General features: G+C 71.1%; 23 protein-coding genes and 1 pseudogene. 9 read left to right on the top strand and 15 right to left on the bottom strand.

What is annotated here, in order from left to right; translation table 11 throughout:
- Window positions 1–17: 17 nt before the first annotated feature.
- The 5 genes from B9H04_RS01745 to B9H04_RS01725 all read right to left on the bottom strand — a co-directional run bounded on the left by B9H04_RS01745 (window position 18) and on the right by B9H04_RS01725 (window position 2,047).
- Window positions 18–410, bottom strand: coding sequence for a rhodanese-like domain-containing protein (locus B9H04_RS01745; RefSeq protein ID WP_049930805.1), 393 nt, complete (start codon window positions 408–410; stop codon window positions 18–20).
- Complete coding sequence (locus B9H04_RS01740) at window positions 410–736, bottom strand: cupin domain-containing protein (protein WP_049930806.1); 327 nt, start codon at window positions 734–736, stop codon at window positions 410–412. Before B9H04_RS01740 ends, B9H04_RS01745 begins: the two co-directional genes overlap by 1 nt.
- 47 nt (window positions 737–783) lie before the next feature.
- Complete coding sequence (locus B9H04_RS01735) at window positions 784–1,317, bottom strand: cob(I)yrinic acid a,c-diamide adenosyltransferase (RefSeq protein ID WP_049930808.1); 534 nt, start codon at window positions 1,315–1,317, stop codon at window positions 784–786.
- Complete coding sequence (locus B9H04_RS01730) at window positions 1,314–1,553, bottom strand: glutaredoxin family protein (RefSeq protein ID WP_049930810.1); 240 nt, start codon at window positions 1,551–1,553, stop codon at window positions 1,314–1,316. The genes B9H04_RS01735 and B9H04_RS01730 overlap by 4 nt, the downstream gene beginning before the upstream one ends.
- 95 nt (window positions 1,554–1,648) lie before the next feature.
- The gene (locus tag B9H04_RS01725) at window positions 1,649–2,047 is read right to left on the bottom strand and encodes an acyl-CoA thioesterase (protein WP_049930811.1); all 399 of its coding nucleotides are present in this window, start codon (window positions 2,045–2,047) and stop codon (window positions 1,649–1,651) included.
- A 109-nt stretch (window positions 2,048–2,156) separates the two neighbouring features.
- On the opposite strand from B9H04_RS01725, the gene B9H04_RS01720 reads away from it, so the two are divergent.
- Window positions 2,157–2,639 (top strand): Lrp/AsnC family transcriptional regulator, encoded by a 483-nt coding sequence (locus B9H04_RS01720; protein ID WP_049930813.1) that lies wholly within the window; start codon window positions 2,157–2,159, stop codon window positions 2,637–2,639.
- Here B9H04_RS01720 and B9H04_RS01715 read toward each other — a convergent pair.
- A complete protein-coding gene (locus B9H04_RS01715; protein WP_085682397.1) occupies window positions 2,636–3,652 on the bottom strand; it encodes an amidohydrolase family protein in 1,017 nt (338 codons plus the stop codon). The two genes, B9H04_RS01720 and B9H04_RS01715, sit on opposite strands and share 4 nt — an antisense overlap.
- 252 nt (window positions 3,653–3,904) lie before the next feature.
- On the opposite strand from B9H04_RS01715, the gene B9H04_RS01710 reads away from it, so the two are divergent.
- Together B9H04_RS01710 and B9H04_RS01705 are read left to right on the top strand one after the other, a co-directional pair.
- Window positions 3,905–5,392, top strand: coding sequence for a proton-conducting transporter transmembrane domain-containing protein (locus B9H04_RS01710; RefSeq protein ID WP_049930816.1), 1,488 nt, complete (start codon window positions 3,905–3,907; stop codon window positions 5,390–5,392).
- Window positions 5,382–7,874, top strand: a complete 2,493-nt coding sequence (locus B9H04_RS01705) for a DUF2309 domain-containing protein (protein WP_049930817.1) — start codon at window positions 5,382–5,384, stop codon at window positions 7,872–7,874. Before B9H04_RS01710 ends, B9H04_RS01705 begins: the two co-directional genes overlap by 11 nt.
- A 186-nt stretch (window positions 7,875–8,060) precedes the next feature.
- On the opposite strand, the gene phoU is transcribed toward B9H04_RS01705, so the two are convergent.
- Window positions 8,061–8,735, bottom strand: coding sequence for a phosphate signaling complex protein PhoU (gene phoU, locus B9H04_RS01700; RefSeq protein WP_049930819.1), 675 nt, complete (start codon window positions 8,733–8,735; stop codon window positions 8,061–8,063).
- A 253-nt stretch (window positions 8,736–8,988) separates the two neighbouring features.
- Here phoU and B9H04_RS19390 point away from each other — a divergent pair, with 253 nt between their 5' ends.
- The 3 genes from B9H04_RS19390 to B9H04_RS01690 all read left to right on the top strand — a co-directional run bounded on the left by B9H04_RS19390 (window position 8,989) and on the right by B9H04_RS01690 (window position 11,304).
- Window positions 8,989–9,123, top strand: a complete 135-nt coding sequence (locus B9H04_RS19390; protein ID WP_254921774.1) for a hypothetical protein — start codon at window positions 8,989–8,991, stop codon at window positions 9,121–9,123.
- A gap of 86 nt (window positions 9,124–9,209) precedes the next feature.
- Window positions 9,210–9,947, top strand: coding sequence for a carbonic anhydrase (locus B9H04_RS01695; protein ID WP_049930820.1), 738 nt, complete (start codon window positions 9,210–9,212; stop codon window positions 9,945–9,947).
- A gap of 103 nt (window positions 9,948–10,050) precedes the next feature.
- A complete protein-coding gene (locus B9H04_RS01690; protein WP_085682396.1) occupies window positions 10,051–11,304 on the top strand; it encodes an outer membrane protein assembly factor BamB family protein in 1,254 nt (417 codons plus the stop codon).
- Between the two features lie 170 nt (window positions 11,305–11,474).
- Here B9H04_RS01690 and ndk read toward each other — a convergent pair whose 3' ends face one another.
- Genes ndk through rpl7ae form a run of 4 tightly spaced genes read right to left on the bottom strand, consistent with a single transcriptional unit; the run spans window position 11,475 to window position 12,742 of the window.
- The gene (gene ndk, locus B9H04_RS01685) at window positions 11,475–11,954 is read right to left on the bottom strand and encodes a nucleoside-diphosphate kinase (protein ID WP_049930823.1); all 480 of its coding nucleotides are present in this window, start codon (window positions 11,952–11,954) and stop codon (window positions 11,475–11,477) included.
- Window positions 11,951–12,145, bottom strand: coding sequence for a 50S ribosomal protein L24e (locus B9H04_RS01680; protein ID WP_049930824.1), 195 nt, complete (start codon window positions 12,143–12,145; stop codon window positions 11,951–11,953). The genes ndk and B9H04_RS01680 overlap by 4 nt, the downstream gene beginning before the upstream one ends.
- A 3-nt stretch (window positions 12,146–12,148) precedes the next feature.
- The gene (locus tag B9H04_RS01675; RefSeq protein WP_004595321.1) at window positions 12,149–12,373 is read right to left on the bottom strand and encodes a 30S ribosomal protein S28e; all 225 of its coding nucleotides are present in this window, start codon (window positions 12,371–12,373) and stop codon (window positions 12,149–12,151) included.
- A 6-nt stretch (window positions 12,374–12,379) separates the two neighbouring features.
- Window positions 12,380–12,742, bottom strand: a complete 363-nt coding sequence (gene rpl7ae, locus B9H04_RS01670) for a 50S ribosomal protein L7Ae (RefSeq protein ID WP_006112392.1) — start codon at window positions 12,740–12,742, stop codon at window positions 12,380–12,382.
- A gap of 276 nt (window positions 12,743–13,018) precedes the next feature.
- Here rpl7ae and B9H04_RS01665 point away from each other — a divergent pair.
- Both B9H04_RS01665 and B9H04_RS01660 read left to right on the top strand, forming a co-directional pair.
- Window positions 13,019–14,439 (top strand): annotated as a pseudogene (locus tag B9H04_RS01665) (bifunctional metallophosphatase/5'-nucleotidase).
- Between the two features lie 143 nt (window positions 14,440–14,582).
- Window positions 14,583–15,140, top strand: coding sequence for a diadenylate cyclase (locus tag B9H04_RS01660; RefSeq protein WP_049930827.1), 558 nt, complete (start codon window positions 14,583–14,585; stop codon window positions 15,138–15,140).
- Window positions 15,141–15,207: 67 nt separating this feature from the next.
- Here the strand turns inward: B9H04_RS01660 and B9H04_RS01655 are convergent, their stop codons facing one another.
- Together B9H04_RS01655 and B9H04_RS01650 are read right to left on the bottom strand one after the other, a co-directional pair.
- On the bottom strand, window positions 15,208–16,101 hold the full coding sequence (locus B9H04_RS01655; protein WP_049930829.1) for a tetrahydrofolate dehydrogenase/cyclohydrolase catalytic domain-containing protein: 894 nt from the start codon (window positions 16,099–16,101) through the stop codon (window positions 15,208–15,210).
- Window positions 16,102–16,194: 93 nt separating this feature from the next.
- A complete protein-coding gene (locus B9H04_RS01650; protein ID WP_049930830.1) occupies window positions 16,195–16,971 on the bottom strand; it encodes an aldo/keto reductase in 777 nt (258 codons plus the stop codon).
- 200 nt (window positions 16,972–17,171) lie between these two features.
- Here B9H04_RS01650 and B9H04_RS01645 point away from each other — a divergent pair, with 200 nt between their 5' ends.
- Entirely contained in the window at window positions 17,172–17,714 is a 543-nt protein-coding gene (locus B9H04_RS01645) for a hypothetical protein (protein WP_049930832.1), read from the top strand.
- Between the two features lie 34 nt (window positions 17,715–17,748).
- Here B9H04_RS01645 and B9H04_RS01640 read toward each other — a convergent pair whose 3' ends face one another.
- Together B9H04_RS01640 and B9H04_RS01635 are read right to left on the bottom strand one after the other, a co-directional pair.
- Window positions 17,749–18,504 (bottom strand): hypothetical protein, encoded by a 756-nt coding sequence (locus B9H04_RS01640; protein WP_049930833.1) that lies wholly within the window; start codon window positions 18,502–18,504, stop codon window positions 17,749–17,751.
- A gap of 68 nt (window positions 18,505–18,572) precedes the next feature.
- Window positions 18,573–19,256: an HAD family hydrolase gene (locus B9H04_RS01635; RefSeq protein ID WP_049930835.1), complete on the bottom strand. Its 684-nt coding sequence runs from the start codon at window positions 19,254–19,256 to the stop codon at window positions 18,573–18,575.
- Between the last annotated feature and the right edge of the window lie 6 nt (window positions 19,257–19,262).

The following is a 19,262-nucleotide window of genomic DNA, read 5'->3' as shown; positions in this document are numbered from 1 at the left end:
GGGACGCCCGTCCGGCGTCAGAACGGGCTCTCAGGCCCCTCGTCGGGATCGCTGGCGGCCGGCTCGTCCGACGCGGGCAGGTCGCCGATTTCCCGCTCCCACGCCTCGATGCCGCCGCGGAGGCTGTCGACGCGCGCGTCCTGCGTCCCCTCGTAGCTGCCGATGAGCTGGGCCGCCTGCTGGCTGGCGACGCCGTGGGGGCAGACGGTGACGATGCGGTCGCTGCCCTCGAGCTCCGCGATCCGGTTCGTCAGCTCCGGGAACGGGATACACTCGCTGTCGGGGAGGTGCCCTCGGTCGAACGCGCGCCGGTCGCGGATGTCGACGATGCGGAGCGACTCGTCGGGAGAGCTGTCGCCGCGCTCGTCGAGCAGGGCTGACAGCTCTTCGGGGTCGATTTCGCCGTCCATCAGTGGAGCGGGGCGAGGGTGGCCGTGAGCACGGCTCGGTCGTCGGTGTCGTTGCGGGCGCCGTGGACCGCGCCCCGGGCGTTCTCCACCACTGCCGGGGCCGCGAGCGCCTCTTCCTCGCCGTCGCGGATCACCGTCGGTTCCCCCTCCAGCACGTGGAACACGTTCGTGGCGTCCGCGTGCTCGTGGGGGTCGACGGTCGCGTCCGGGCCGAGGACGAACGCCTTCACGAGCGCGTCGTCGGTGACGACGACCTCCGCCGTCTCGACCTCGCCGGGAGCCGGGTCGAGATCGGCGACCGCCGCCGCGTAGCTGTCGAGCGTCATACCCGCACCTCGCGCGGGACGGGGAAAAATCGCGCGCTCGGGGCGGCTCAGTACGTCGGCGACTCCTCGGGCTCGCCGTCACGCGCGTTCGCGACGCGGCCGAGGGTGAAGAGGAGGTCAGAGAGGCGGTTGAGGTAGGTGACGACCGACTCGTTGATCGGCTCCGAGCGCGCCAGGTCGACGACGCGCCGCTCCGCGCGCCGGACGACGGCGCGCGCGTGGTGGAGCGCCGCCCCCGCCTCGCCGCCGCCCGGGAGAATGAACGACCGCAGGGGCTCCAGCTCCTCGTCGAACGCGTCGATGCGCTCCTCCAGCAGGTCGGCATGGTCGGGCTCCACCTGCGGGTCGTCCGGGTCGGGGTCGGGGTTCGCGAGGTCGGCCTGAACGACGTGAAGATGGTTCTGTATCGTCTCCAGCAGCTCGTCGATGTCCTCGTGGCCCGTCGGGCGGACCGTTCCGAGCAGCGCGTTCGCCTCGTCGACCGAGCCGTACGCCTCGATGCGGTGGCTGGACTTCGACACCCGGCTCATGTCCCGGAGGTCGGTCTCCCCCTCGTCGCCGCGACCGGTGTAGATGCTCATGCGAGGGTCCTCTCGACGTAGTCGACGATGTTCGCGCTCTCGGCCATCGTCACGCCGCGTCCCTCGTCGACGAGGACGGGGACGCCGCGCTGGCCGCTCACTCGCTTCACCTCGTTCCGGTCGGAGTGGAGCGCTTCCACCCACTCCGTCTCGTACTCGACGCCCGCGTCGTCCAGGGCGTCGGCCGCCTTCTCGCACCACGGACACCCGTCGAGGGCGTACAGTCGAACGCTCATACCGATCGATCGGTCCGCGCGGTCAAGAAGGTGTGCGTCCGACCGCGACGGTGGGGAAGGCCTCATATCGCAGCCCCGGGCCGCGGGCCGCCCCCTCAGCGATCTCGGTACGACGCCATCGCCTCCCGGTGTGCCTCCGGGATCGGCGTCGGCTCGCCCGTCTCCGGGTCCACGGCGACGAGCGTCGCCTCGGCTTCCGCCGCGACGGCGTCGCCGATCCGGATCTCGTGCGTCATCGTCGCGCTCGACCGGCCGAGATCCGCTATCTCGACGCTCACCACGACCGCGTCGTCGTCGAGTTCGACCGGTCGGCGGAAGTCGATCGACAGCGACGCCAGCACGGTCGACGCCCCCGAGATGTCGAGGTCGAGGACATCGCGGAAGAAGCGCGTCCGCGCCTGCTCGATGTACGTCGCGTAGACGGCGTTGTTGACGTGGCCCATCGCGTCGATGTCGCGGAACCGAACGTCGATGTCCGCGGTGTAGGTCGCCATATCCGACCCACTGGCGGGGATCGTATGTAGGCGTCGGGATCGGCGTCGACCGCGGCGGCGCCGGGCGCCCCACCAACGTATAAAACCGACACGCGCGTACCGGCGAGACATGGACAACGGCGCGATAGACGACGTCGACAGGGCGATCCTGTACGCGCTCCAGGCGGACGCGCGGAACACGTCGTCCGGGGACATCGCGGAGCGGGCCGGCACCTCGGACAGCACCGTCCGCAAGCGCATCCAGCGGTTGGAGTCCGAGGGCGTGATCAAGGGGTACAGCGCCAGCGTCGACTACCAGCGGTCGGGGTATCCGCTCCGGATGCTGCTCTACTGTACCGCGTCGATACCGGAGCGCGGCGAACTCATCCCCGACATCCTCGCGATCGACGGAGTCGTGTCGGTCCAAGAGCTCGTCACCGGCGAGCAGAACCTCCTCGTCACCGTCGTCGGCGAGTCGGACAGCGACATCACGCCCGTGGCGCAGGCGCTCCTCGACATGGGCGTCACCGTCGCCGACGAGGTCCTCGTGCGGACCCACGAGACGACCCCGTTCGGACGGTTCGACGCCGGGCGGGACGGGGCGGAGGACTAACCGACGACGCGCTCGACGTCGAGCCCGGTCGCCCGCCGGACGACCGCACGGACCGGGTCCTCCGAGCCGGACAGGTTGTCGGAGTCGCCGTCGAGGACGAGGAGGGCCGCCCGCCGCCCGGGCTCGATCGCCCCGCAGTCGAGGTCGGCGATTTCGGCGCCCGCGGCGGTCGCCATTCGCAACACCTCCCGGTCGGTCACGTCGAACCGCTTCGCCGCTGTCGCCATCTCGCGGAACATTGACGGCTGGTTCAGCATGGCGTTGTCGGTGCCGAGCGCGACGGTGGTGTGGTCGAGCAGCTCCCGTATCGGCGGCGTCCCGACATCGAGGACCGCGTTCGCGCGCGGACAGACGGCGATCGGGACCGACTGGTCCGCGACGCGCTCCAAGTGGTCCGGCTCGGCGTGGACCATGTGAACGAGCAGGTCCGGGTCGTAGTCGAGCGCCGGGTGGATGTCGGTCGCGTCCGGCTCGCCCGCGTGGATCGCGAACGGGCGACCGCGATCCTCGCAGGCGGCGCGCTCCGCGGCGAACTCGTCGTCGTTCGCGCCGGAGGCCCCGTAGCCGTCGGCGACGTCGAGGACCGACGGGTCGCCGCTCCCGAAGATGAACGGGTCGACGCCCGTCTCCGCCGCCGCCTCGCGGAGCGCCCGCGCGCCGGCGGGCCCCGACTCGCGGAAGTCGAGCGTGGAGACCGTGCCGGTCCGACGCATGAACCGGAGCGTCCGCCCCATCGCCGACACCAGTTCGTCGCGGTCGGCGGCCGCCAGCCGCCGGTGCTTCAGGCTGTCCGGCGGCGCGACCGCCTCGCCGAGCGACAGGCCGACCGCGGCCTCCTTCGCGACGGAGTCCCCGCGGTGGGTGTGCGCGTTGACGAACGCCGGCCGCACGAGGTCCGTCGAGTCGGTGTCCGTCTCCTCCACGGCGTCGATCCGCCCGTCTTCGACGACGACGCGTCCGCGGACGGGCTCGAACGACTCCCCGACCAGGACGGTCCCTGCGAGTTCTCGCATACCGGTCCTCCGGACTCCGAGCCGATATGGTTTCCTGAGTCGCGACGCCGAACGGGCTCACTTGCGACTGCGGACTCGCCAGGCCCTCCCCCATGAGAGGATAATCATAATGTTCTATAATGCTGTTCTTGCGAACGAATTGTGAATACAAACAGCTTTAATAGACGTTATGTTCTCAAAGTGGGTAGACAACGACCGGGTTGCGACTCGACCCGACGGCGGGTCGAGACCGGTCGCGTGGTCGCTCGAACGATGTCAGGACCCACCTCGAAGACGACGGTCGGAGCGCTCCGGAAGACGACGGACTCGTCGTTCGTCTCCGCTGTACTGACGTGGCTCGCGTGGTCGCTGTTCGCCGCGAGCGTCGCCGTCCTCGTCGCCCGACTCCGACTCGGCGCCTCGTGGGAGGTGCCCGGCGCGGTCGCCGTCGACGGACTGACCGTCCTGCTGTGGACCGTCGTCACGTTCTTCAGCGGGATCGTCCACAGCTACTCCCGGCGCTACATGGGCGGGAGCGCCCACGAGACCGACTTCTTCCTCGGGATCTTCTCGTTCACGCTCGCCGTGATGGCGCTCGTCGCGGCCGACCACCTCACGCTGTTCTGGCTGTGCTGGCTGGCGATGGGACTCTTGATGGCCCGGCTCATCGGGACCGTCGACGGCTGGCCGCAGGCCCGCGCGGCCGCGAGCGTCGCCCGGCGGCACTTCCTCGCGAGCAGCGCGCTCCTCGGCGTCGCCCTATTGACGCTGTGGCGGGCGACCGAGGCGACGACGATCTCGGGTATCGCCGCGAGCGCGGACGGGCTCGGCGGCCCCACGCTGCTCGTCGCCGGGGGCGCGCTCGTCCTCGCGGCGATGATCCAGTCCGCTCTCGTCCCGTTCCACGGGTGGCTGCTCTCCTCGATGACCGCTCCCACGCCCGCGTCGGCGCTGATGCACGCCGGCTTCGTCAACGCCGGCGGCATCCTCCTGACCCGCTTCGCGCCCGTCGTGACGGCCGAAACCGGGCTCATGCTCGCCCTCGTGGTCGCGGGCGCCGCGAGCGCCCTCGGCGGGAAGCTGCTCAAGACCGTCCGGTCGGACGTCAAGGGCGAACTAGGCTGCTCGACCGTCGGGCAGATGGGCTTTATGATCGTCCAGACCGGGCTCGGCTTCTTCGCCGCCGCCGTGACGCACCTCGTGTTACACGGGTTCTACAAGGCGTACCACTTCCTGAGCGCGGGCGACAAGGTCGAGCGCACGGCCCCGACGGAGACCGAATCGGAACTCGGGGGAACGGGCGTCGCGGGTGCGGCCGTCGTGTTGCTGACCGGGCTCGCCGGCGGCGCGACGTTCGCGGTCCTGACGGGGAAGGGAACGAGCCTCGACAGCGGGCTGCTGCTCGCCGGGTTCGTCACGCTCACGACGCTCCACGCGGCCCGGAGCGCCGTCCGGCAGACCGGTCTGTCGACGGCGGCCCGCTACGGCGCCGTCCCGCTGGTGGCGCTCCCGGCCATCGCCGTGTACGCGCTCGCGTACGAGGCCGTCTCGGGGCTGCTCGCCGGGCTCCCCGTCGTCTCGGCGCCGACCGAACTGACAGCGCTCCACGCGCTCGTCGGCGTCGCCTTCCTCGCGGCGTACGTCGCGATCGAGACCGGCGTCTACGAACGGAGCGAGCGCCTCTACGTCGCCCTGCTGAACGCGGGGCAGCCCGCCCCGGAAACCGTCCTGACCGCCACGGAGGAATACGATGAACGCTGAATCCACCACCGAAGACGACGCAGACGCCATCGGAGACGCTATCGAGACGGCCGCGACCGCCGTCGGGTCGGTCTGGCCGGTCCACTCGTTCGTGACCGCGAACCCCCTCGCCGGCTTCGAGGACCGGCCGTTCGACGAGGCCGTGAGCCGGGCGGCGGACCTTCTCGGCGGCCGCGGCTACCCGCGGGCGGCGACGTTCCGGACGGCCCTCGACGAGGGGCGGATCGACGCCGACCTGCTCGACGAGACCCTGACCGACCGCGGCTACGAGGCCGGTCCCGAAGCCCTGCTGGACCGGCTGGAATCCGCCGAGGGGACGGACGAACCGAGCGACGCCGGCGCCGCGACGCGCCCGGATTCCGACGCCGAGCGCGTCGACCGCGTGCTGACGAAGTGGCTGTCGGCCTTCCTCGACGAGGGGCGGGCCGAGTGGTCGATGCCGAACCGCGAGGCGGGGTTCTACGACGCGTTCCGGTCGGTCGCCCAGCACGACGACGAGATCCCCGATCGGGGGCTCGCAGCCGACCTCCCGGCGTCGCCGACGGCGGCCGTCGAGTCCGCGCTGGAGCCGTATCCCGACGACCGGTGGCAATCGATCTTCGAGGCGCAGTTCGCCGCGCTCCCCGGGTGGACCGGACTGCTCAAGCGCCGCGCCGACGACGGCGGCGCGTGGCAGTCCGCGTACCCGATCACGCTGACCGGGTACCTCGCGGCCCGGCTCGCGCTGGCGGACGCCTTCGGTGTCGACCTCGCCCCGCCGGCCGAGTCCGACGGCCCGGTCGTCGACGCGGAGGACGAGATCGCGGCAGCGTTCCTGAGCGCGTGGGAGGCGACGTACCGCGACGCGCTCGTCGAGCGGGTCGCGGCCGAGAGCGAGGCCCGCCACGGCGAGCGCGGGGCCCGCGCGGACGGCGGCGCGTCCGGACGCCCGGACGCCCAGCTGGTCTTCTGTATCGACACGCGCTCGGAGGTGATCCGTCGGCACGTCGAGGCGACAGGTGACTACGAGACGCACGGCTACGCCGGCTTCTTCGGCGTCCCGATGGAGTACCAGGGGTACGACGACGACGTGTCGATCGACGCCTGTCCCCCGATCCTCGACCCGCAGCACCGCGTCGCCGAGATCCCGACGGACGACGGCGCGCGGGCGAGCCGCGACCGCTGGGCGCGCGCTCGCGAGGCCGCGGGCGAGGCGATCGAGACGCTCCGCTCGAACCCCGCGACCGCCTTCAGCTTCGTTGAGGGCGCCGGCAGCGGCTACGGGCTCGCGCTCGCGGCGCGCACGCTCCTTCCCGCCCGGGTGTACGACCTGCTCTCGACGACCGACGACGCGGTTCCGGGCGACCACGAGTTCTGCGAACCGGGCGTCCACCGGCAGGACGGCGCTCCCGGAGCGCTTCCGACCGGTCTGACTCGCGACGAGAAGGTCGAGTACGCCGCGACCGCGTTCGAGCTGATGGGGTGGGAGGAGTTCGGTCGCCTCGTCGTCTTCACGGGCCACGCGGCCGAGACGGCGAACAACCCCCACGACTCCAGCCTGGACTGCGGTGCCTGCGCCGGCAACCCCGGCGGCCCGAGCGCCCGCGTCCTCGCGGCGATCTGTAACGACCCCGAAGTGAAGACGGGACTGCGCGAGCGCGGCCACGACGTGCCCGACGACACCGTCTTCCTCGCCGCCGAACACAACACGACGACCGACGAGATCGAGCTGTACGACGGGGACGTGCCGGACTCGCACGCGGCGGACCTCGAACGGCTGCGCGCGGACCTCGACGCCGCCCGCGAGGCGGCAGCCGCCGAGCGGGTCGGACCGGCGGGCGAGGCCGACTCGGCCGGACCCGGGGGCGCGGCGGGCGTGCGCGAGGCGGAACGGCGGGCCGCAGACTGGGCCGAGACGCGCCCCGAGTGGGGGTTGGCCGGAAACGCCGGCTTCGTCGTCGGGCCCCGGCCGCTGACGAGCCACCTCGACCTCGACGGGCGCGCCTTCCTCCACTCGTACGACTGGGCGACCGACCCCGACGGAACGGCGTTGGAGGCGATACTGACGGGCCCGATGGTCGTCACCCAGTGGATCAACGCGCAGTACTACTTCTCGACGGTCGACAACGCCGCGTACGGCAGCGGGTCGAAGGTGACCCACAACCCGGTCGGCAACGTCGGCGTCTACCAGGGCAACGGCGGGGACCTGATGACCGGCCTCCCGCTCCAGTCGCTCATGGCCGACGCCGACACGGCGTACCACCAGCCGCTGCGGCTCTCGACGGTCCTCCACGCGCCCGTCGACCGCGTCACCGATATCCTCGCCGACAACGAGGCGGTGGCCGGACTGCTGGACAACGACTGGCTCTCGCTGACGGTCGTCGACCCGACGCGGGACCACCGCGCGTTCCGCTACGAAGAGGACTTAGAATGGACGCCGGCGCCCGCGGCGGCCGAAGCGCGCCCCGGAACGGCGACGACGCCGGCCGTCGCCGACGACTGAGATCGGTTCGCCACGGAACCCGGCGAGCGGAGCAAGCGCGGCCGCCCACGCGACGGCGCCGAGAGCCACGCCTGTTTCGTCTCGATCCGGAAGGACACAGCACAGGGAGAGCGTCCCGCTCGGCGACGCGTTCTCAGCGGGCGGGTGACGGTACGTGGTGGGCGTCCCCGGACCGAGTGATCTCGGTCAGTACAGCAGTTCGTCGTCGTTCTCGATCATGTACAACGACCGGGCGGCGATGTTGACCGCGTGGTCGCCGACCCGTTCGAGGTCGCGGATCGTGAGGAGCAGCCGCGAGACGTTCTGCATGGTACCCTCCACGTCCTCGTCTTCGCGGAGCTCGTCGCGCTCGATGAGGTCGCGGACGACGAGGTCGCTCGCGGCCTCGCAGGCGGCGTCGACTTCGTCGTCCGACTCGGCGACGGCGTAGCAGCGCTCTGCGTCAGACTCCGCGTACGCGTCCATCGCCTCGTCCAGCATCGCCAGCGTGTCGTCGCCGATGCGCTGGACGTCGACGTCGGGGAACACCTCGCGGTCGGCCCGCTTGGCGTACTCGCCGAGGTTCGTCGCCAGGTCTGCGATCCGTTCGAGGTCGGTGATGATCTTGAACGAGGCCGCGATGAACCGCAGGTCCCCGGCCACCGGCTGCTGGAGCGCGATGAGGTCCGTACACTGTCCCTCCAGTTCGAGGTAGAGGTCGTTGATCTCGGCGTCGCCGGCGATCACCTCTTCGCCCAACTCCTCGTCCTGCTGTTCGAGCGCGTCGAGCCCCATCCGCAGGCGCTCGGCGACGACCTCGCTCATGTAGAGGACGTCGTCGCGGAGGTCTTCGAGCTTCGTCTGGTACTGTTCGCGTGGCATCTTGGCAGATCCGCCACGCCCGACGCACAAAAACACGTCGGCGGCCGGTTCCCGAACGCGGCAGCCGGGCGGTCGACGAATGACCGAGCGGAGCGACGAGGGAGCGGCCGCGACGACACCGACGCGTCGGCAGCGGTCACGCCCCCGCGTGACTCGGACGGTACCGGACGGGTTCGGCCGGTGACGGACTGGTTCGACCGGTAGCGGAGCCTCGGTCGAAGCGTTCAAACCCCGCGGCGACGACAGCTCGGATATGCAGAGCCTGGAAGATTTCGTCGTCGACGAGAACGAGGAGGCGCTCGCGCCCGCGGTGGTGCTCGCAACGATCGCGCTCCTCGCGGTGTTCGTCGTCGGAATCCTGGTCTCCGCGGTCGGGCTCGTCGCCTGACCCGTCCCGGCCGTTCGGGCAGGAGGACTCCGTCAGAAGCCCCCCGCGCCACGGCGTTTTTTGTGCCCGCGGCCGGGCGGGACGGTATGGACCGCCGGATACTCGCCGACCTCCTCGGCCGCAACGACGACCACGTCGCCGCTCTCCCTCCCGACGTTTTCGACAGCCACCGCGACGGCCAGCGCCCCGGCGTGGTCTCCGTCTGCTGTTCCGACTCGCGCGTGTCACAGGAGGGGATGTTCGCCGTCGACGAGCCGGGGTTCCTCTTCACATCCGGCGCCATCGGCAACAAAGTGAGCGCGCTCGTTGACGGCGAGCGCGTCCTCGACGGGAGCGTGGCGTACCCGCTCCGGCACACCCACACCGAGGTCCTCGCCGTGGTCGGCCACACCGGGTGCGGCGCGGTCGGCGCCGCGCTCGCGGCGGCGCGCACCGGCGAGTTCCCGGCCGAACCGGGCGTCCGCGCCGCCGTCGAGGCGCTGCTGCCGATCGTCGAGGCCGGGCTCGACGACCCGGCCGTCGTCGGCGAGGGTGACGGCGAGGCGGTCGACGGCACGACCGACGAGGACGCCGAGAGCGACGCCGGTGTCTCGGTCCGCGACCGGCTCGTCGAGTACAACGTTCACGAGCAGGTCGCGTTCGCCCGCGGCAGCGACGAGACGGCCGACGCGACCGTGTACGGCTTCGTGTACGATCTCCACGGCGTCTACGGCGACCGTGACGGCGTCGCCTACCTCGTCAACGCCGACGGCGAGCGCGACCCGGCGGCGCTGCGCGACCTCGTCGGCGCGTCGCACGACGACCACGTGGCGACGCTCCTGTAGCGCGAGGGGCTCCAAGCCGCCGAGATCGGGAGGCACCGGGACGCCAAGGGCGAGGGGATCGCATCCGACAACCGTTTCACGGCGACGCCCGAAGGGGGTTCAAATGGACCGACGCGTCCTGTTCGCGACGCTGATCCTGCTGGCCGGCGGCGCGACCGGGGTGGGCGTGGCGCTGTTCGCGTTCGTCGGCGTCGACGACGCCACCACCGAGACGACAATCGTCTGGGAGTCCGGGCCGGCGCCCGGCGACGACGGCAGCGGCGCGGCGGTCGCGACCGTCGACGGCGAGCCGCTCCTCTTCCGCCCCGCGGCCAAGGACGGGTCGCGGGTCGTCCGCGCGACGGCCGTCGGGACCGACGAGACGCCTTGGTCGGTCCCGGTCTCCGGCCCGGACGCGGAGCGCGGCGGCGGGGACGCCGGCGACACGAACGGCTCCGACGGCAACGGCCCGGTCGGCGTCAGCGGGCTCACCGCGGGCACCCTCGCCGGCGACCCGGTCGTCGCGCTCACGACGGCGCCGGGGGAGCTCGTCGTCCTCGACGCCGCCGACGGGACGGAGCGGTTCGCGGTCGACCTCGGCGGTCCGAGCGGGGTCCGCCCCGCGATCGGCGACCTCACCGGCGACGGAAGTCGGGAGGTGGCCGCGGTCACGACGGACGGGGGCGTTCGCGTCGTCGACGCCGCGGGCGACTCGGTCGCCGAGGCCTCGCTGGCGGGCGAGATCAGTCGCCGACCGCTCATCGTCGAACCGGACGCTGAGGCCGACGAGCGGGGCGGACTCGCGGTGCTGACGACCGCGGGCGCCCCCGCGACGGTCCACATGCTCGACGCGAGCGGCGGGACGCGATGGACGACCGAGCCGACCGTGAATCCGCTGAGCTGGAACGCGGCGGACAGCCGGGACGGGCCAGTGCTCGCGCTCGGCGGCGCCAACGGGAACATCGAGACGCTGGAGACGAGCGACGGCTCGGACCGGTACGAGGTCGGCCTTCAGGATCTCCCGGTCGCGATCGGCGATGCGGACCCCGGCCGGGTGTACGTCGGCGGCTCCGGGAGCGTCTGGGCCGTCGACCTCCTCGACGGCGAGGTCGTCTGGAAACAGCAGTACGGTGCCTCGACCCGGATCAACCAGCCGCGCATGGGCGACGTCGACGGCGACGGCGAACTCGCGCCCGTGGTGGTCAACCGCGACGGCGAGGCCCTTGCGATGACCCAACAGGGCGAGGTGACCGCCCGGGGCGGTCCCGCCGAGGTCGTCGCGTACGGCGGTCCCCTGTTCGCCGACGTCACCGGCGACGGCGGTGACGAGGTGATCGTCGTCGCGGACGACGGGACCGCGATCGCGGTCGACACGTGATTCCGGGAGCGGCGCTCGGCGGCAGTTTATGCCGGCAAGGCAGAGCAAAACCAACCGACTGCGCCGCACTCAGCGCGAATATTCACCGGAAACGCGGTGTGTCGCGTGAGCGGTAGCTCTGTGCGGGATCGGACAGCGGAGAAACGGTAGACGCTCCGCGAGCAGTCGCGTCAGTGAGATTCGTCCTCGTACACCCACGCGGCGGTGTCGAGGTCGTAGTCGACGAGCTCCTCGTCGTCGAAGAACAGGTCGATCTCGCGCTCGTTCGCGCCCTCGTCCTCGTGGTCCGACGCGTGGATCACGTTGTGGCCGAGGTCTAAGCCGAAGTCGCCGCGGATCGTGCCCGGGGCGGACTCGGCGGGGTCGGTCTCGCCGACCATCGCGCGGACCTGCCGGGTCGCGTCCGCGCCCTCCCACACCATCGCGAAGACGGGGCCGGAGGTAATGAACTCGACGAGGCCGTCGAAGAACGGCTTGTCCTCGTGTTCACCGTAATGGTTCTTCGCGAGATCCTCGTCGAGCTGGACGAACTTCCCGGCGACGAGCTTGAGCCCGCGCTCCTCGAAGCGGGAGACGATCTCGCCGATGAGACCGCGCTGGACGCCGTCGGGCTTCACCATCACGAAGGTGCGCTCGTCGTGGTGGCTCACTGCTCGTCGCCTCCGGCCCGGTGACCCTCCTCGGTCCACTCGACGTCGCGCGCCTCGCGGCCGAGGAAGTAGTTCTTCTCCGCCTTCGAGTCGACGAAGTGGAGGATCTGTCCGTCCTTCTTCACGTACATCGTGCCCGTGCCGGGCTCGATCTCCTCACCGCTGTAATCGCAGGTGCGTGTCTCGACCATTGGTTATCGGCCTCCGATGGAGTCGGCGTCGCGCTGGGTCTCCCGCAGCTGGAGCACGTCGCCCAGACGGACGGGACCCAGGACGTTCCGGGTGATGATCCGGCCCTGGTTCGATCCCTCCTGGATGCGGCACTTGACCTGCATGGCCTCGCCGTGCATCCCGGTCTTGCCGACGACCTCGATGACCTCCGCGGTCGTCGAGTCGCCGGTGCCCTCTTCTGCGCTCATGGGAGGTTATCGGAGCTCCGCGACCTTCTCGCCGATGTCCTCGACATCGTCGTCGGCGTCGCCGGCGTCGACGACGGCGGCGGCGGCCGAGCCGACCTCGAGGCCGGCGGCTTGGCCGACCTCGTCCTGCGTGTCGACGAAGGCGACGGGGATCCCCTTCTCCTCGGCGAGCTCGGGGAGGTGCATCACGATCTCCTCGGGGGAGACGTCCTCGGCGACGATGACGAGGTCCGCGTTGCCGCGCTCGACGGCCTTGGTGGTCTCGTTGGTTCCTTTCTTCACGGTACCGGTGTCTCGGGCGACCTCGAGCGCTTCGAGGGATCGCTCCGCGAGGTCCGCCGGGGTGTCGTAGTCTACGTAAACGGGCATATGTTGTTCACCTATCCTCCGTGCGGGCTCGCGTGCCCGTCCCGTGGTCGGTCCCTAACGGAACGGCACATCATCAACCCCACAGAGGCTGTGCCCCGTGGTAGTCAGGACATCCATAAAAGCGCTTTCAATGTCTCGCGCGTGTGCGAGCGGGAGTCACGGGGCGAGATCGCGGGCAGGACCGGCCGTACCGCGGTCGCCGTCGCACCGCCCGCGGCGGACCCGGCGACACTCCGCGCTTTTTATGCGTCGCTCGCCCCTCAGTCGACTCGACGAATGGTCCGCCTCGTTCACTACTCCGACATCGAGAACGTCTTCGACGCCCCCGAGCGAGCGGCGCGCCTCGCCGGCCGGATCCGAGCGCTCTCGGGCCCCGACGCCGCGGTCGTCGGCACCGGCGACACGACCGCGCCGGGCGTCCTCTCGCTGGTCGCGACGGGCAGGCAGGTCCTCGACTTCTACGAGGTGACTGACACCGCCCTCGACACGTTCGGCAACCACGAGTTCGACTACGGTCCCGACCCGCTCCGCGGCCTCGTCGCCGACTCGCCCGCGACGTTCGTCTCCGCGAACGTCCGCGGCGAGGCCGGCGAGCCGTTCGGCCGCGACGAGGGCGTCGTCCCGTGGGCAACCCGCGAGGTCGACGGCGAGACGGTCGGGTTCGTCGGCGTCACCGACCCCGCGACGGACTCGCTTAACCCCATGGCCGCCGACCTCTCGTTCGACGACCCCGTCTCGGCCGCGCGCGACGCGCTGGCCGAGATGCGCGCCGCGGTCGCCGAGCGCGAGAGAGGCGGAGGCGGCGACGAGGGCCTCAATCACGTCGTCGTCCTCCGCACCTCGGCGCGGGCGACGACGACCTCGCCCGCGAGCTCGACGTCGACGCGATCGCCGGCGGCCACGTCCACAGCCGTCGGAACGAGGTCGTCGACGATACCCTGCTCGTCCGACCCGGCGTCAACGGCGAGGCGGTGGCCGAGATCGACCTCGATTCCGAGCCGCCGACCGCGACGCTCCACGAGCCCGACGGGGCCGACCCCGCGCCGGGGCTCGCCGACGCGCTCGCCGAGCGGATGGCCGCGGCCGACCTCGACGAGACCGTCGACACCGTCGACCGACCGATCAAGCGGTCCGGCGACGTGGTCCACGGCGGGGAGTGCCGCGTCGGCAACTTCGTCGCGGACGCGTTCCGGTGGGTCCACGACGCCGACGTGGGGCTGTCGAACGCGGGCGGGCTCCGCCAGGGCGACCCGTGGACGGGCGACGTGACGAAGGCCGACCTGATCAGCCTGATCCCGTTCGAGGAGCCGGTGGCGCTCGCGTCGGTCACCGGCGCGGAGCTCAGCGACGTGTTCCGCGAGATGGCCGCCCCCGACGTGGACTTCGGCGAGGACGACTGGTGGCACGGCCACGTCTCGAACGCCCGGGTCGTCTGGGACGACGACGCCGAACTGGTCTTAGAAGCCACCGTCGGGGGCGAGCCCATCGACCCGGACGCGCGCTACACGGTCGCCGTCTCGGAGTACCTGCTCCACTCCGAACACGAGTACCCGACGCTCGGCCAGCGTCATCGGGTCGACGAGGCGGACATCCAGTACGAGGTGTTGGCCGCTTACGCCCGCGAACACGGGATCGCCCCCGAAATTGAGGGACGGATCGAGATCCGGAACCGGGCCCCCGCGGCGGACGACGACTGAACGAGCGGCGACGGGCGGGCGGTCGGGATGCGAGTGTCGGATCGCGTCTCGAAGCGGCGAGTCCGGCGTCACGGCCCCGGTAGGTTCGGTCGGGTCACCGAGAGAGAGTTTAACACTGTTTGTTTCGTGTGTACATATAGCACATGGACGCGCTTGACGAGGTGCTCGGGAAGTACGCGACGAGCCAGAAGCTGATGGATCACATCAGGTACACCGCCGAATCGCTGAGCATGGAATTCGACGGCTGGGGCGAACAGTACGTGAGCGGTCCCAGTCTCTACGTCCTCATCGTCGCCGAGGTGAACTTCGCCGACTACACCGACCCCCTCGGCGACAACGAGTGGCCGGTCGACCGGTGCCGCGTTGTCACGGAGTCGCGTGATACGTTCACGAAGGTCGCCCGGGACGTGGCGTTCAGTCGAGACGGGGCCGTCATCGTGACCGGCGACGGTACCGTTCAGCGACAGATGGTGCGGGTCCGGAACCCCTCTCGCGGCGAGATCGAAGACGTCGACGGCCTCGAGTTCCCCGGCTGGATGGGGACCAAACACATGAGCGCCTTGGAGACGTCGCTCCGCGACGACGTCCTCTGGGGAATCACGCTCAGCGAGGAGGACGGACGCGTTACGACGTTCCTGAACGGTACGTACCAGGACTACCCTCGCGACGAGATCGGGGGGCGGTGGCGACCCGAGACGTAGGCGGATGCCCCACCGAGCGACGACCGCGAGGTTTCGGCGGGACCGCGCGCGTCCGTCGCCGCCCCGGCTACTCGAGGTCGACCTCGACGTCGCGCTGGAGTCCGGCCGCCTTCACCGTGTTGTACAGCAACATCGCGCGCGTCATCGGCCCGACGCCGCCGGGGACCGGCGTGATAGCGCCCGCGACTTCTTCCGCCGACTCGTAGTCCACGTCGCCCACCAGCTCGTACCCCTTCTCGGTGTCGGCGTCGACGCGGTTGATCCCCACGTCGATCACGGTCACGCCCTCTTTGAGGGTTGAGCCGTCGACGAACTCGGGGATGCCGGCGGCCGCGACGACGATGTCCGCGTCGGCCAGTTCCCCCTCTAGGTCTTCGGTTCGGGAGTGGCAGACGGTCGTCGTCGCGTTGCCGGTCGGGGACTTCTGTATCAGCAGGTTCGCCATCGGCTTGCCGACGATGTCGGAGCGGCCGACGACGACCGCGTCCGCGCCCTCCGTCTCCACGTCGTAGGCGGCGAGCAGCTTCTGGACGCCGTGGGGGGTACAGGGCTTGAACCGGGCGTCGCCCGCGACGAGGCGGCCGACGTTCTCCGGGTGGAAGCCGTCAACGTCCTTCTCGGGGGCGATCCGCCGGAGGACGGTCCGCTTGTCCACGTGGTCCGGGAGCGGGAGCTGGACCAATATCCCGTGAACGTCGTCGCGGTCGTTGAGGTCGTCGATCGTCTCGTACAGCCGCTCGGCGGGCGCGTCCGCGTCGATCTCGACATGGAAGCTCTCGATGCCCACCTCCTCGCAGTCGCGCTGTTTCATCGAGACGTACGTCTCGCTGGCGGGGTCGTCGCTCATCAGCACCGTGGCGAGGCCCGGCTCGACCCCGGAGTCGGACAGCCGCGACACCTCGTCGGCGACCGCGTCTCGCACGTCCGCCGCGACCGCCTCCCCGTCGATGATCTCCGTCATGAGCGATTCTCGTCGTCCCCGCGGTAAAAGTGAACCGGGATCATGCGTATCGAGTCTCTCACAACTCCTAGGTTATACGTATATGTGGATCGGCTACTCCGGGAACAGCTCTTCCTCGCGCTCGACGGCGTCGATCGCGGCGACCTCCGCGTCGGTCAGTTCGAGGTCGGCCGCCGCGAGGTTGGCGCGGAGGTGGGCCTCGCTCGACGCCTTCGGGATCGTCACCACCGGCTCCTTCGCGGCCGCCCACGCGATCGCGACCGCCTCGGGCGTCGCGTCGTGCGCCTCGGCGACCGCGGCGACGGCGTCGATCTCGCGCACCCGACCGCCAGCGAGCGGCGAGTAGGCGACGACCGGATACCCGTGTTCGCGGGCGTGACCGAGTAGCTCGGGTCGGAGGAACAGCGGGTGGAGTTCGGTCTGGTGGGCCGCGGGCGGCCGTCCGAGAACCTCGATCGCGCGGTCGAGGTCCGCGACCTCGAAGTTCGAGACGCCGACGTTCCGCACGAGTCCGTCGTCGCCCACGCGGTCGATGGCGGGCAGTGTCGTCTCGGGGTCGTAGTCGCCGCGAGGGCGGTGAACGTACAGCAGGTCTATCGCGTCGACGCCGAGCCGGTCCGCGCTCTCGCGGGCCGCGGGCGCGACCGCGCCGGCCGCGAGGTCGTCTGTCCAGAGCTTCGTCGCGACGGTCACGTCGCCGCGGTCGAGGTCGCCGTCGGCCAGCCCGGCGGCGAGCCCGTCGCCCACGACCGCCTCGTTGTCGTAGATCCGAGCGGTGTCGAGGTGGCGGTAGCCGACGGAGACCGCCGTCGCGACCGCACCCGGATCGTCGATCCCCATCGTTCCGAGACCGACCGGCGGGAGGTCCATGTCGCGACGTGCGCGGGACGGGAACTAAAGGCTCTCGCCGTGTGAGCTGGACGGCGGGGACGCGCTCGCGGCCGTGAGTTGACGCCAGCAGTTACGAGCGCGGCCCTCGTACGGACGCTCATGTTTCCCTCCCCCTTACATAGTCGTCGACCCGCCCTCCAGCGCTCGCGCGTCGCGTCGGTGGTCGGCGCCGACGCCGCATGAGCCGGACCGGCGCGTGGTCGCTCCCGACGGCCGCGGGACGCGTCGCGGTCGCCCCGGGCGAGATACGCGTCCGGAACCGACCCGACCGCATGTGCGTCGAGGGGCTCCGGGCCCTCGCGAACGGCCGAGCGCCTTCCGTCGGTCGCGACGTTTCGGGGTCGGCGGTCGCCGCCGCTATCGCCGCGCTCGGGACGCTACTGGAGTGGGTCGGCAGCGGCGGGACTGGTGGCGGGATCGCCGCGTTCGGGCTCGTGACCGGGTTCGCCGGGGTTTGCGTCTCGGTCGTCCGGAACGCGCGGACGGAGATACCGCTGCGAGACGTCCGGCGCGCCGAGTTCAGGGACGGCGACGTGGTCGTCGTTCACGAGGACGAAGACGGCGACGCGGTCGAGACGGCCTTCCGACCGCGGTCGCCCGCGGCCCGGAACGACGCGGCGCTCGCGCTCCGCCTTCGCGGCGTCGACCTGCGCGGTGCCGACGACGCCGACGGCGTCTCCCGGACCGTCGTCGACGCGCCCGAGACGGAACTCGTCGCGTGAACCGTGACGGCTCGTCCCGTTGTCCTACCGGGGTTCACCGCGTCATCGACACCGACCGCTCGACGACCTCGTACCCCTGCGCGGCGAGCGCCTCGGCGTAGTACCGCTCGGCGACCCGCCCCTGCGGGAGCCGTCGGAGGCCGAACCGGCGCGTCGGTCGCAGTTCGAGGTCGACGACGGTCCCGCCGTCGGTCGTCTCGCGGACCGTCGCCGCGTACGAGGCCCACGGCCGACCGTCCGCCGTCCCCTCTATCTCGACCGTCGCGACCGGCGGGTGGTCGGAATCGCTCTCGCCGACCGCGGCGTCGTCGACCGCGTCCCTCCCGCTCACGTCGACGGAGAGGTCGAGCTCGACCGACTTGAGGCCGAGGAGATACGAGAACTCGTAGGTTGCGTCCGTTCCGGGCGCGCTTCTGTCGGTAGCGGCGTCGGTCGACGCTGCCGTGTCGGCGGCGCTCCGGACCTCGTCGGCGACGCCCCACTGGAACGCGAGGTTCGGCGGTCTCGCCGACCCGAACCGCCGGACGACCGCTCCGGGCGACGCGTCCGTCCGGAGGCGAGTCGAGCCGCGCCGTCGAAACACGGGCACGCGGAGCGCGACGACGATGACGGCGCCGACCGCCACGCCGGGCCAGAACGAGATGGCGACGACCGCCGCGAGAAACGCGACGACGACGAGCAGCGCGAGGGTCCAGCCGACGGCGCGCTCCGCCCGGCGGTAGCGAGCGACGACGGACCGCACGTCCGATGCGTCTGTGTCGAGGGGCTGACTCGCGGAGGGCGAGGGCATCGCCCGCGCTTCGGGGACCGATCACATGTCCGTTTTGATCGCGCGGCCGTCGCGAGTCACACGCCGAATCAGATCCCGCCGTCGGCGTCGGGCGGCGCTCGCCCGCAGATGCTCACGAGGTCGTGGAGGTCGTCGATCTCGTAGGTCGGGTGGCAGTCCAGTTCGGTCGACCGGCGGTGAGGGCGGCGGAGGAACGCGGAGTCGATTCCCGCGTTGTCGGCCGCGCGCACGTCCGACTCGTTGTCGCCGACGAACAGCGCCGTCTCGGCGCCGAGGTCTTCGAGGGCGCGCTCGATGTAGTACGGCGAGGGCTTCTTCCGCGAGAGGCTGGCCACCGAGGGGTCGCGGCCGTACGCGACCTCGAAGTGGTCCGCGAGCCCGAAGTGGTCCAAGAGCGCGTCGACGGTCGCCTGCTGGTTCGAGGAGACGACGCCGAGGGAGGCGTCCAGCGCGCGGACGACGTCCACGTCGTCGTACGGCGTCTTCTGTCCCTCCCGGGCGGCGTCGATCTGCGCCGCCGACGCGACCTCGTCTCTGACCCGCCAGAACTCCGCCGGGTCGACGCCGTAGCGCTCGCAGATGTCGGCCAGGGTGGCGGGGTCGACCCCGACGGCGACGTCGTCGACGTGGGCGAGGTCCGGGTCCTCGACGCCGAGGCTCACAAAGGCGTCCCAGGCGGCCTCGCGGAGCGTGTCGAACGGCGTCCGCCCGACCAACACCCCGTCGTTGTCGAAGACGACGGCGTCGTACACGCATCG

Source organism: Halorubrum ezzemoulense DSM 17463 (genome assembly GCF_002114285.1).
GTDB classification, from domain to species: domain Archaea; phylum Halobacteriota; class Halobacteria; order Halobacteriales; family Haloferacaceae; genus Halorubrum; species Halorubrum ezzemoulense.
Note: the sequence above shows the minus strand (reverse complement) of the source record. Positions and strands in the feature narration are given on the sequence as shown.